10 protein-coding genes are annotated in these 12,215 nt (G+C 70.2%); 3 read left to right on the top strand and 7 right to left on the bottom strand.

Annotated elements, in window-relative coordinates:
• Nucleotides 1-102 precede the first annotated feature (102 nt).
• The 7 genes from J2W78_RS13665 to J2W78_RS13635 form a co-directional block, all read right to left on the bottom strand.
• Nucleotides 103-3,063, bottom strand: a complete 2,961-nt coding sequence (locus tag J2W78_RS13665) for a bifunctional diguanylate cyclase/phosphodiesterase (RefSeq protein ID WP_253371282.1) — start codon at nucleotides 3,061-3,063, stop codon at nucleotides 103-105.
• A gap of 292 nt (nucleotides 3,064-3,355) precedes the next feature.
• Nucleotides 3,356-4,828, bottom strand: a complete 1,473-nt coding sequence (gatB, locus tag J2W78_RS13660; protein WP_253371280.1) for an Asp-tRNA(Asn)/Glu-tRNA(Gln) amidotransferase subunit GatB — start codon at nucleotides 4,826-4,828, stop codon at nucleotides 3,356-3,358.
• A gap of 73 nt (nucleotides 4,829-4,901) precedes the next feature.
• Entirely contained in the window at nucleotides 4,902-5,684 is a 783-nt protein-coding gene (locus tag J2W78_RS13655) for a class I SAM-dependent methyltransferase (RefSeq protein ID WP_253371278.1), read from the bottom strand.
• Nucleotides 5,685-5,839: 155 nt separating this feature from the next.
• Nucleotides 5,840-6,727: a cation diffusion facilitator family transporter gene (locus J2W78_RS13650; protein ID WP_253371276.1), complete on the bottom strand. Its 888-nt coding sequence runs from the start codon at nucleotides 6,725-6,727 to the stop codon at nucleotides 5,840-5,842.
• Nucleotides 6,728-6,800: 73 nt separating this feature from the next.
• Complete coding sequence (locus J2W78_RS13645; protein WP_253371275.1) at nucleotides 6,801-7,052, bottom strand: hypothetical protein; 252 nt, start codon at nucleotides 7,050-7,052, stop codon at nucleotides 6,801-6,803.
• Between the two features lie 32 nt (nucleotides 7,053-7,084).
• A complete protein-coding gene (locus J2W78_RS13640) occupies nucleotides 7,085-7,333 on the bottom strand; it encodes a hypothetical protein (RefSeq protein WP_253371273.1) in 249 nt (82 codons plus the stop codon).
• A gap of 67 nt (nucleotides 7,334-7,400) precedes the next feature.
• The gene (locus J2W78_RS13635; RefSeq protein WP_253371271.1) at nucleotides 7,401-8,963 is read right to left on the bottom strand and encodes an FAD-dependent monooxygenase; all 1,563 of its coding nucleotides are present in this window, start codon (nucleotides 8,961-8,963) and stop codon (nucleotides 7,401-7,403) included.
• A 92-nt stretch (nucleotides 8,964-9,055) separates the two neighbouring features.
• Here J2W78_RS13635 and queA point away from each other — a divergent pair, with 92 nt between their 5' ends.
• From queA to tgt, 3 genes are read left to right on the top strand one after another with little or no spacing between them, the layout of a single operon-like run.
• Nucleotides 9,056-10,156 (top strand): tRNA preQ1(34) S-adenosylmethionine ribosyltransferase-isomerase QueA, encoded by a 1,101-nt coding sequence (queA, locus tag J2W78_RS13630; protein ID WP_253371270.1) that lies wholly within the window; start codon nucleotides 9,056-9,058, stop codon nucleotides 10,154-10,156.
• A complete protein-coding gene (locus J2W78_RS13625) occupies nucleotides 10,153-10,995 on the top strand; it encodes a nucleotidyltransferase domain-containing protein (RefSeq protein ID WP_253371268.1) in 843 nt (280 codons plus the stop codon). The genes queA and J2W78_RS13625 overlap by 4 nt, the downstream gene beginning before the upstream one ends.
• Nucleotides 10,992-12,143, top strand: a complete 1,152-nt coding sequence (tgt, locus tag J2W78_RS13620) for a tRNA guanosine(34) transglycosylase Tgt (protein ID WP_253371266.1) — start codon at nucleotides 10,992-10,994, stop codon at nucleotides 12,141-12,143. The genes J2W78_RS13625 and tgt overlap by 4 nt, the downstream gene beginning before the upstream one ends.
• Nucleotides 12,144-12,215 lie beyond the last annotated feature (72 nt).

Here is a 12,215-nt window from a genome sequence, read left to right as displayed (position 1 = left end):
AATTTCAGCCTTTCCCGTCAACGTACCGGTTCGCTCTCCGCTGAGGACTTACACACATCCGTCCTCGACAGGTACCGCCGTCGAGCCTCCTCGCGCATCGGCTCACGCCGCCGCCCACTCCGCGACGAGTATCATGGCCTCCGCGGCGGGCAGCGGCCGGCCGAGCAGGAAGCCCTGCACCTCGGTGCAGCCCTTGCGCCGCACCCGCGCCAACTGCTTCTGCGTCTCCACGCCCTCGGCGGTGATGGCCATGCCGAGACGCTCACCCAAGCCTACGACCGCCCGCACCACGGCCGCCGCCACAGGCTCGTCGATGTCGCGGACGAAGGAGCGGTCGATCTTGATCTTGTCGAATGGGAACCGGCACAGGTAGCTTAGCGACGAGTAGCCGGTGCCGAAATCGTCGAGCGCGATCCGCACGCCCATGGCGCGCAGGCGGTGGAGGCAGCCGATCACGGCCTCCGCATCCTGTATCAGCACGCTCTCGGTGATCTCCAGTTCGAGCCGGTCGGCCCGCAGGCCCGAGGCCGCGAGCGCGCGCACGACGCTCTGCTCCAGCCCGGGCTTGCGGAACTGCACCGCCGAGACGTTGACCGCGACCCGCAGATCGCCCGGCCACGAGGCCGCCTCGCGGCAGGCCTCGTGCAGCGCCCAGGCGCCGAGTTGGGTGATGAGGCCGGTCTCCTCCGCCAGCGGAATGAAGGTGCCCGGCGAGACCGGACCGCGCACCGGATGATCCCAGCGCAGCAGCGCCTCGAAGCCCTGCGCCGCCCCGTCCGCGAGGGCGAAGATCGGTTGGTAGTGCAGCGCGAACCCGCCGGAGCGGATCGACTCGCGCATGTCGATCTCCAGCAGGTTGCGGGTCGCAACCGCGAGATCCATCCCGCTCTCGTAGAAGCGGAAGGTGTTGCGCCCGGAATCCTTGGCCCGGTAGAGGGCGATGTCGGCGTTCTTGAACAGGGTATCGGCGCTGTCGCCGTGCTTCGGCCAGACCGCCACGCCGATGCTGATGCCGACGGTGGCGGCGGGGCCGCCAAGATCGACCGGCCGGCCGGCGGCCTGGGTCAACCGGCGGGTGACGGCGGCGATGCGGCGGGGCTCACCCCGGCCCGGCAGGATGATGGCGAACTCGTCGCCGCCGAGCCGGGCCACCACGTCGTCATCGCGCAAGGCACCGCGGAGGCGGCCCGCGACGACGCGGAGCAAAGCGTCGCCCGCGGGATGGCCGAAGGTGTCGTTGACCGCCTTGAAGCGGTCGAGGTCGCAGCACAGCACCGCCACCCAGCCGCCGTCGCGCCGGGCCCCGTCGATCTCACGGCTCAGGGTTTCCTGGAACAGCCGGCGATTGGGCAGCCCGGTGAGCGCGTCGTAGCGGGCCATGTGCTCGATCAGCGCCTGGGCGCGCTTGCGCTCGGTCGCGTCGGCGACGGTGCCCTCGAACCAGACCGGCTTGCCCTCAGCGTCGCGCACGACCCAGGCGGTCTCCGCGACCCAGATGCGCTCGCCGCCGACGTGACGGCGCACCTCGGACACGAAATCCTCGACATGGCCCTCCGTCTCCAGAGATTTCAGGAAGGCGGCGTGCCGGCCCGGCTCGACATACCAATCGTGGTTGAAGCCCTCGGCCGGCGCGAGCCCGCCGTCATAGCCGTGCAGCCGGGCCAGCGCCCGGTTGGCCTGGACGATGCCGCCGTCGAGCCGGGCACGGTAAACGCCGATCACCGCGTTCTGGAACAAGGACTGGTAGTCGGTCTCGGCCGAGCGCAGGGCCGCTTCGCCCTGGCGGCGCTCGGTCAGGTCGGTGTAGGTGCAGACGAGGCCGCCGGAGGCCATCGGCGCGAGCCGCGTCTCCAAGATCGTCCCGTTGGGCCGCGTGCCCTCGTAGCTCTGTATCCCGGACGGAGGCGCACCGCGTTCCAGCCATTCCCGGGTTTCGGGCGGGGCCGTGCGGAACTCGCCGCGCTGCGCGAAGTGACGCCTGACCATCTCGAAGGACGCGCCCTCGTGCAGAACCTCGTCCGACAGGTCGAGAAGGTCGCGGGCGCGCTGGTTGTGGACCTGGACCCGGTCGTCCGGGCCGATCATCACGAGGCCCTGGTCCATCGCTTCGAGGGTGGCGCGCATCGCCTCGCCCGTCTGGCGCAGGCGCTGCTCGGAATGGACCAGTTCGGTCACGTCGAGGCAGACGCCGAAGATCGAGACGAGACGACCGGACTCGTCGTGCTCGCCGAGCCCGTGCACGGCCACAACCCGCACCTCGCCGTCGGGACGGAGGAGGCGGGAGCGGTGCTCGTAGCCTCCGCTGGAGCTCCGGCCGCGACCGGCGAGTGCCGCATCGATGGAAGCCCGGACCCGCACGAGGTCGTCCGGATGGTAGAAGCCGAAATGCGTTTCGAGCGGCAGCGTCGCGAGTCCGGCGTTGCGCCCGAAGATCCGGGCGATCCCTTCCGACCAAGCGATGGTGCGGCCGGCGACGTCGATCCGCCAGTGGCCGAAGGCGGCGATGCGCTCGGCCATGGCGTGCGCCGCCTCGGTCACCCGCAGGCGCGCTTCCCATTCCACGAGACGCGCCTCCGCCTGCCAGCGTTCCGCCGCTTCGGCCTCGCTCGCCAGTCGGGCTTCGTCCAGTCGGAGATGCGCCTCGGCGACGAGCGCCAACTCCTGCAGGATCCGCACTTGGTCGGGTGAGAAATCGTGCCGCGGCACCCGATCCATCAGGCACATCGTGCCGATGGGCCGGCCGGCCTCCGAAGTGATCGCCAGACCCGCGTAGAAGCGGGCATGCGGCGCGCCGACGACGAGGGGAGAGCGGACGAAGCGCTCGTCGCGGATCAGATCCGGCACCACGAGGGCATCGCCGCGCTGCCGCCGGATCGTGTGATTGCAGAAGGCGCCCTCGCGGTCGATGCCGTCATCCTCGACACCGTAGCGGGCGCGAAAACGGAAGCGATCCTCGTCGACGAGTGCGATCGCCGCCATGGGAACGGCAAAGAATTCGGCGGCGGAGCGGCACAGGGCCTCGAGATGGCTCTCCAGGCCGGTCGCCCCCGGTACGCGCCGCACAAGTGCGGCGGCTCCACGGTCTCTGGGTGGCACCGGACGGGACGCTGTCATAGCTTGGCTTCCCCACAGGCGCCGGACCAAAACCGGCACCCGAGGCTTGTGGAATGAAGCGAAACGTCTCAGCTCGAGGTTAAAGGACGTTCGATGGCCGATGCTAATCCCGGAAAGGTCTTTTTCCCCGCCCGGGCGTCCTGATGCGGTCCTGATCGCCGGCCGCCAACCGCAAATTTCTTCGACGGCGGCCCGAAATCGCTATTTGCCGCGAAATCCCACGCGCGATTAGGCTCCGGCCCTACTCGATACCGAGCTTGTCCTTCAGCAGCGCATTGACGGCCGCCGGGTTGGCCTTGCCACCGGTCGCCTTCATGGTCTGGCCGACGAACCAGCCGAGCAGGGTCGGCTTGGCCTTGGCCTGCTCGACCTTGTCGGGGTTGGCGGCGATGATGGCGTCCACCGCCGCCTCGATGGCTCCGGTATCGGTGACCTGCTTCATGCCGCGGGTCTCGACGATTTCGCGCGGGTCGCCGCCTTCGGACCAGACGATCTCGAACAGATCCTTGGCGATCTTGCCCGAGATCACGCCGTCGCCGATCAGATCGACGATGCCCCCGAGCTGCTCGGCGGAGACCGGCGTTTCCTCGATGCTGCGCCCCTCCTTGTTGAGACGGCCGAACAGCTCGTTGATGACCCAGTTCGCGGCGGCCTTGCCGTCGCGTCCGCGGGCCACCGCCTCGAAGTAGTCGGCCGAGGCGCGCTCGGCGACGAGCACGCCAGCATCGTAGGCGCTGAGGCCGAAATCTTTGATGAAGCGCGCCTTCTTGGCGTCCGGCAGTTCCGGCAGGCCCGAGGCCAGCGCATCGACGTAGGCCTGATCGAATTCGAGCGGCAGGAGGTCGGGATCGGGGAAGTAGCGATAGTCGTGCGCCTCTTCCTTCGAGCGCATCGAGCGGGTCTCGCCCTTGGCCGGGTCGTAGAGGCGCGTCTCCTGATCAATCTTGCCGCCATCCTCTAGGATCGCGATCTGGCGGCGCGCCTCGGTCTCGATGGCCTGGCCGATGAAGCGGATCGAGTTGACGTTCTTGATCTCGCAGCGCGTGCCGAGCGGCTCGCCGGGGCGGCGCACGGAGACGTTCACGTCGGCGCGGAGATTCCCCTTCTCCATGTCGCCGTCGCAGGTGCCGAGGTAGCGCAGAATCGTGCGCAGCTTCGTCACGTAGGCCCTGGCCTCCTCCGAGGAGCGCAGATCGGGCCGGGAGACGATCTCCATCAGCGCCACGCCGGAGCGGTTGAGATCGACGAAGCTCTTGGTCGGATCCTGATCGTGCAGGGACTTGCCGGCATCCTGCTCGAGGTGCAACCGCTCGACGCCGACCGTGATCGACTCGCCCTCGGGCAGATCGACCAGCACCTCGCCCTCACCGACGATCGGGTCCTTGTACTGCGAGATCTGGTAACCCTGCGGCAGGTCCGGGTAGAAGTAGTTCTTCCGGTCGAACACCGAGCGGTGATTGATCTTAGCCTTCAGGCCGAGGCCGGTGCGCACGGCCTGGGCGACGCATTCCTCGTTGATGACCGGCAGCATGCCGGGCATGGCCGCATCGACCAGCGAAACGTGGTCGTTGGGCTCGCCGCCGAAGGCGGTGGACGCGCCGGAGAACAGCTTGGAGCGGCTCGTGACCTGAGCGTGGATCTCCATGCCAATCACGACCTCCCAGTCGTGCAGGCCGCCCTTGATGAGCTTCTTCGGATCGACGCGCTCGGTCATTCTCTTCGACTTCAGTGCCGGCACCGCCGGATCGGCGCCTGTCCGAGTGTGTAGGGAGCCCGTGCCGGACGGGTCAAGCGGGTGAAGCGGCGCCGGGCCGCTGCGCGGCAAGCGTCACGGCCGGGCCGTTCACGAAGTCGGGGTCGTCGGCGATGATCGTCGTCTCGGTCAGCCCGTGATGGGCGAGCACCCGGATGAGGTCGGGCAGCTCGATCCAGCGGGTCCGGCCCTGGTTGCCGCCCCAGAAGGTGGCGAGCCCGCGGTCGCGATAGGTCAGTTCGTGCAGGGTGAGGCGCAAGCCCTCGTGCTCGACGGCACGCGGCACGTGGCGGCGCAGGCGCGCCTGCGGGGCGTAGTAATGCGTCCAGATGAACAACCGGTCGGAGCGCGCGGCGGCGAGCCGGATCAGTTCGAGCGGGTCGAGCATGTGATAGAGGATGCCGCAGGCGAAGATCAGGTCGTAGCGCGGCCCCGGCGCGGCGAGATGCCGGCTGACGTCGCCGAGCAGGAAGGTCGAACGGTTGAGGCCGGCGATGTTCTTGACGATGAGCGACTTGAGGAAGGCCTCCGAGTTCGACTCCACCGCCGTGACGCTGCCCGCCCCCAGCGCTTCGAGCTGGCAGGTATGGGCCCCTTCGAGGGGCCCGAGTTCGAGGATGTCGTAGCCGTCGAATCGCCCGTCGCGTCCCAGGATCTCCGCCGCCTGCCGCGGGCGCGGATCGGCACGGAAGCCCGGCAGCCCGCCGCCGACCGGCAGATCGGGCACGAGTTCGCTGAGATCGCTCGCCCAGCGGCCGTCGAACAGGTCGTAGGCGTTGCGGTGGCTCGGTGTGGAGGTGAGAAAGACCCGCTTCATGAGGGTCCCTATAACCGGGGGACGGGGCCAGCGTCTCGCCCGAAGCCGGCTTCATACAATATCCACGGGATCCCTTCGGGATGGCGGATGCCGACTTCGCTCGAGCGCCGCGCCGGCTGCATTACGACCTCTGCTTCGATCGAGCGGAAACCGTCTCAGATCACGGGGACGCCGCGCAGCTTGGCCTGATCGCTCGGCTCGACATGGATCACCACCACCGCGCCCTCGATCCCCGCCTCGATCACCCCCTCCAGCCGGTCGCAGATCGCGTGGGATTCGAACACGGTCATCTCGCCCGGCACGACGAGGTGGAAATCGATGAAGGTGGCGCTGCCGGCATGGCGGGTGCGCACGTCGTGGGCCTCCAGGGCGCCCTCGCTGTGAGCCGAGATCAGGGCGCGGATGCGCGTGACCATTTCAGGTGAGGCGGCCTGATCCATCAGGCCGTTGACCGAATCGCGCACCATCGTCCAGCCCGACCAGAGGATGTTGAGGGCGACGAGGCCCGCCACCACGGGATCGAGCACCGGCGTTCCCGTGGCGAGGACGAACCCGAGGCCGATCAGCACGCCGCCGGAGGTCACCACGTCGGCGAGGATATGGCGGGCATCGGCCAACAGGGCGGGCGAGCGCAGCCGCCGGCCGTGTCGGAACAGCAGCATCGCCCAGACCGCGTTGATGACGGTGGCGACGCCGTTGACGGCGAGCCCCAGCGCGGGCGCGTCGAGCGGCTTCGGGTCAAGGATGCCGAAATACGCCTCGCGCAGGATCAGCAGGGCGGCGACGATGACCAGAGCGCCCTCGATCACCGCGGAGAAGTACTCCGCCTTGTGGTGTCCGTAGGGGTGGTCCTCGTCGGCCGGCTGCGCGGCGACGCGCACGGCCAGGAAGGCACAGGCCGCGGCCACGACGTTGATGATGCTCTCCAGCGCGTCGGAATAGAGCGCGAGGCTGCCGGTGAGCCAATAGGCGGCGAATTTCAGCGCCGTGACGAGCACGCCGACGGCGGCGCTCGCCAGGGCAGCCTTTTCGGTTCCTGTCATGCAGCTCAAGGGGGTGGGGAGGGGACGGCCCCGCCCTTACGATCCGTGGCCCCGGAAGGCCACGGCAAAGGTTTTAGCTCGGGCTATCGCCGTCCCGGTCGGCCGCCTGCGCGGAGGCGGGCAGGCGACCGCGGGCGACCTCCTTGGCCCGGCTGCGTTCGGCCTTTTCGCGGGCACGCTGCGCCCGGCGGGCGTAGTTGCGGCTGATCCAGCCGAAGCTCGACCGCGCGGCCAGCTCGTCGAAGCGAGAGGCCTCCCGCTCCCAGTAGCGCACGAGTTGCGCGTCGAGCGTCTCGTGCGGCGGTTGTCTGCCGGTTTCGGTCATGGCACGACGATCCCTGTGGCCGGCGGCACGGCTCACGCTTCCGGTGTGGGCGGCGTGTCGGTCTCCTCGACCACCAGCGCCTCCGCATCACCCCGGAAGCTGCCGGGTCCGACGTCGCCGGTGGGGTGGCCCGGCGTGCCGAAGGGCTTGCTCGGATAGGCCTCCTCGAAGCGGCGGCGGGCATCATCCGCATTCTCGGCCTTGAGAGTGATCCGCGGCGTTTCCGGAAGCGGCCACCGCGGATCGGCGGGATCGCGCGGGCTTATGGCAAACCAAGTCATCGTGGGCAGCGTCCTTACGTCGAATCGGGCCCTCAACGCGCGAAGAGGCGCCTCGGCTGCACTGGGTTCAGGCCGATCCCAATTCTTTCAGGTAGTGCGCCGCGGCATCCTGGTCGGCGGCGGCCGCCGCGAGGCCGACATACCCGTCGGGGCGCACCAGATGCAGGCGCCCCGGCTCGGGGTTCGTTCGCGGAATGGGCTGAATTAGACCGGGGAAACGGGCGGCGAGCGCCGTCCCGCGCTCGGCATCCGCCGCGTAAAGAACGAAGCGCGGGTCGGCGCCCGCGCCCGGCGGCGGGCCGGCCGCATTCTCCGGCCGCCAGCGCCGGCCGGCGCCGGTGCCGACCGAGAGCGGGGAGGCGGGGTAGCCGATCGCGATCTCGCTCATCGTCGCCGCCATCCGGCGCCGCACGGCGTGAACGCCGAGGAGCCAATGCAGCGCGCGGTTGCGGACGGCCTGGGCGAGGGGGTGGGTGAGCGTCGCCATGGCGGTGAGCCGCCCGGCATTGCGCAGGACGATCTCGCCGACGGCGTTGCGCTCCGAACTGTAGCTGTCGAGGAGTCTCGGCGCGGCCGCGCCGCGCCGCACCAGGGCGAGCTTCCAAGCGAGGTTCACCGCGTCCTGCATGCCGGTGTTCATGCCCTGGCCGCCAGCCGGGCTGTGGATATGCGCGGCGTCCCCCGCCAGGAACACACGGCCCCGGCCGTACTCCGAGACCTTCCGCTCGTGGATGCGGAAGCGGCTGAGCCAGACCGGATCGGACACCCGGATGCCGGGCCCGGCCCGCGCGGCGACCAGGGCCTGCACCTCGGCCAGCGTCGGATCGGGCCGCGGCTGGCCGTCCGCGCGTCCCACCGTGGCGACCACCCGCGCCCGGCCGCCGGGGATCGGAAAGATCACGAACGGCCCGTCCCGGTGGAGATAGACCGCGATCCTGTCGTTAGAGCCGTGCCCGACCACGTTGGGTCGGATCACGCCTCTATCCTCTTGTTTTGAGGCGCTTTCTTTCGACGAACCGGAAACCACTTCGTCGGAAAGCGCTCTAGGCGGGGCGCCTGCGCCGTCGAGGCGGATATCGGCGAGCAGCCACTCGTCGCCCTGCGCCGTGCCGCGGAAGGGCAGGCCGAGCCCATGGCGCACGACGCTGTGGGCGCCGTCGCAGCCAATCAGGAAGGCCGCCGCCGCCCGCTCCTCGCGCCCGTCGGCGTGGGAGAGCCGTGCCTCCACCCCGTCGGGCGTCTGCGAGAAGACCGTGAGTTCGACCTCGCGCTCGACCGCGACCCCGAAGCCGCGCAGGTGCTCGGCCAGCAGCCGCTCGGTGTCGCTCTGCGGGATCATCAGCCCGAAGGCGTAGGGGCTGGCGATGTCGGAGAAGTCCGGGCCGCCGAGCACCCGGCCGCCGCCGCGCAGGGTCGCACCGCGGGCGCGCAGACCCGCCGCGAGGAAGGCCTCGGTGCAGCCCATCCGGTCCATCAATTCGAGGGTGCGCGACCAGACGACGAGGGCCTTCGAGGTCTGCGTCGCCTGTGGCGCGCGGTCGATCAGCCGGACGCCGACGCCGTAGCGTGCCAGCTCGCAGGCGAGCGTCAGGCCGACCGGCCCGGCGCCGACGATGAGGACGTCTGCCATTGGCGGTGCCTCCGGTGTCATGCTGCTCCGGCCGGCTTCTGCGATCAATCCGCCATTTGCGTCGGGCGCCCATCCGTGCTGATGGCCCTGGGATGCGTGTGGACCTGTTCGATTTCGAGTTGCCGGAGGCGGCGATCGCCCTGCGGCCGGCGAGCCCGCGCGACGCGAGCCGCCTGCTCGTGGTGCGCCCCGGCGCCCCTCTGGCGGATCGCGGCGTGCGCGACCTGCCCGCCCTGCTGAGCCCCGGCGACGCCCTCGTCTTCAATGACACGCGGGTGATCCCCGCGCGCCTTTCCGGCATCCGCCATCGGGCCGGCGGCTCGGGGCAGCGCTGCGAGGCGATGCTGCATCTGCGCGAGGCGCCCGACCGCTGGCGCGCCTTCGCTCGGCCCGCCAAGCGCCTCGCCCCCGGCGACCGCATCCGCTTCGGCGGCGAGGGCACCAGCCAAGGAGCCGGCGAAGTCTGCGCTCTAGCCGGGCTCGACGCCACGGTGGAGGAACGGGGGGAGGGCGGCGAGATCCTGCTGCGCTTCGACCTGTCCGGGCCGGCGCTCGACGAGGCCATTGCCGGGCTCGGCGCCCTGCCGCTGCCCCCCTACATCGCCGGCAAGCGACCCACCGACGCGAGGGACACGACCGACTACCAGACCGTCTATGCCCGCGAGCCCGGGGCGGTGGCCGCCCCCACCGCCGGCCTGCACTTTTCCGACGCGCTGCTCGCGGGCATCGACGCGGCGGGGATCGAGCGGGTCCACCTCACCCTGCATGTCGGGGCCGGCACCTTCCTCCCCGTGAAGGCGGACGATACCGACGCCCACCGGATGCACGCCGAGATCGGCCTCCTCGATGCCGCGACCGCCGCGCGGCTCAACGCCGTGCGGGCGCGGGGCAACCGGGTCGTCGCTGTCGGCACCACCGCCCTACGGCTGCTGGAGAGCGCGGCCGGGCCCGACGGCACGATCCGCCCGTTCTCCGGGGCCACCGACATCTTCATCACGCCGGGCTACCGCTTCCGCGCGGTCGATGCCCTGGTGACGAACTTCCACCTGCCGCGCTCGACCCTGTTCATGCTGGTCTCGGCCTTTGCCGGCCTCGACACCATGCGCGCGGCCTATGCCCACGCGATCCAAACCGGCTATCGCTTCTACTCCTACGGCGATGCCAGCCTGCTGTTTCCGGAGCGCGCACCATGAGCAGCCGGCGCCCGCCGCTCCGGGTCGATGTCGCCCGCACCGTCGATCGCTTCCTCGGCCTGATGGCGAGCGCGGGCGGCCCCAAGCTGCGCGGGCTCTACCTCGTCGGCTCGGTGGCGCTGGGCGATTTCCGGCCCGGCCGCAGCAACATCGATTTCGTCGCCCTCCTCGACGGCCCCCTTAGCGAGGCGGAGACGGACGCGCTGGCGCGGGTCCACGCCGCCCTGGCGCGCGCCGGCGGGCCGCCTTTCGACGGGTTCTACTTGGCCGTCGAGGCCCTGCGGCACCCACCGGAACCCGACGCCGTCGTGCCCTTCAGCCTGGACGGGCAGCTTCGCAGCGGCGAGCCCTGCCGCGGGGTGAACCCGGCCACCTGGCGCTGCCTCGCCCGGTCGAGCCGACCGATCCTCGGGGCGACGCCGGCGGCGCTGAACATCGCCGACGACGACGCGACGCTGCACGCCTACGGCCTCGCCCATCTCGAAACCCATTGGCGCCCCTGGCTCGCGCATCACGAGACGGCGCTGGCCGGCAAGGCGCCAGACGATGCCGGCGATGCGGGGGCCCTCGAATGGGGCGTGCTGGGGGTGGGCCGCATCATCGAGACCCTCGCCAGCGGCCGGATCGTCTCGAAGACCGAGGCCGGACGCCGCCTGACGGCCCTGCTGCCGAAGCCCTATCACGAGGCGGTCGAGGACGCCCTGGCGGCCCGTTTCGGCGACTTGGAGGAGGTGTCGCAGGCGACGATGCGAGCGGGCCTCGATGCGATGCGTTTCCTGATCGATGCCGCACCGGGCTATCTCGCCCGCCCCGAGCCTCCCACATCCCCGGACCGATGACCGAACCGCTCGCTCCCCCGACCGACTTCTCCTTCACGGTCTCCGCCACCGACGGCCAGGCCCGCACGGGACATATCTCAACGACGCGTGGAAGAATCCGCACGCCGGCCTTCATGCCGGTGGGCACCGCCGCGACCGTCAAGGCGATGTACGCGGATCAGGTGCGCGATCTGGGTGCCGACGTGGTGCTCGGCAACACCTACCACCTGATGCTGCGACCCGGTGCCGAGCGGATGGCGCGGCTCGGCGGCCTCCACCGCTTCATGCGATGGGACGGCCCGATCCTCACCGATTCCGGCGGCTTCCAGGTGATGTCGCTCTCCGCGCTCCGGAAGATCGACGAGGAGGGCGTCACCTTCCGCTCGCATATCGACGGGACCGCCCACCGGATGAGCCCGGAGCGCTCCATCGAGATCCAAGGCCTGCTTGGCTCCGACATCCAGATGCAGCTCGACGAATGCGTGCGCCTGCCGGCCGAGCGGCCGGAGATCGAGAAGGCGATGCACCTGTCCCTGCGCTGGGCCGAGCGCTGCCGCGTCGCCTTCGGCGAGCAGCCGGGCAAGGCACTGTTCGGCATCGTCCAGGGCGGGGACGTGCCCGAATTGCGCGTCGAGAGCGCGCGGGCGCTGACCGATCTCGGCCTCAAGGGCTACGCCATCGGCGGGCTTGCCGTCGGCGAGCCGCAGGCGGTGATGCTGGCGATGATCGAGACGGTGGAGCCGTATCTGCCGTCCGCCAAGCCGCGCTACCTCATGGGCGTCGGCACCCCCGACGACCTGATGCAGTCGGTGATGCGCGGCATCGACATGTTCGATTGCGTGATGCCGACCCGCGCCGGCCGCCACGGCCTCGCCTATACGAGGCACGGCCGGATCAACCTGCGCAACGCCCGCCATGCCGAGGACACCCGGCCCCTGGACGAGGCCTCGGACTGCCCGGCGGCGCGGGATTATTCGCGCGCCTATCTCCACCACCTCGTCCGTTCCGACGAGATCCTGGGGATGATGCTGCTGACCTGGAACAACCTCGCCTATTATCAGGCGCTGATGGCCGGCATGCGCGCGGCGATTGCGGCCGGGCGGCTCGCGGATTTCGTCGCCGAGACCAAGGAAGGCTGGGCGCGGGCGGAGGCCGCCGCGAAGGGCTGACGATGCTCGAGGTTTCTGTTTTGACGCGCATTCTTTCGACGAACCGGTGACCACTTCGTCGAGGTGCGCTCT

The sequence above is a fragment of the Methylorubrum extorquens genome (genome assembly GCF_024169925.1).
Classification (GTDB): Bacteria; Pseudomonadota; Alphaproteobacteria; order Rhizobiales; family Beijerinckiaceae; genus Methylobacterium; species Methylobacterium extorquens_A.
The sequence above is the reverse complement of the archived record's forward strand: the minus strand, read 5'-3'. Positions and strand labels throughout refer to the sequence as shown.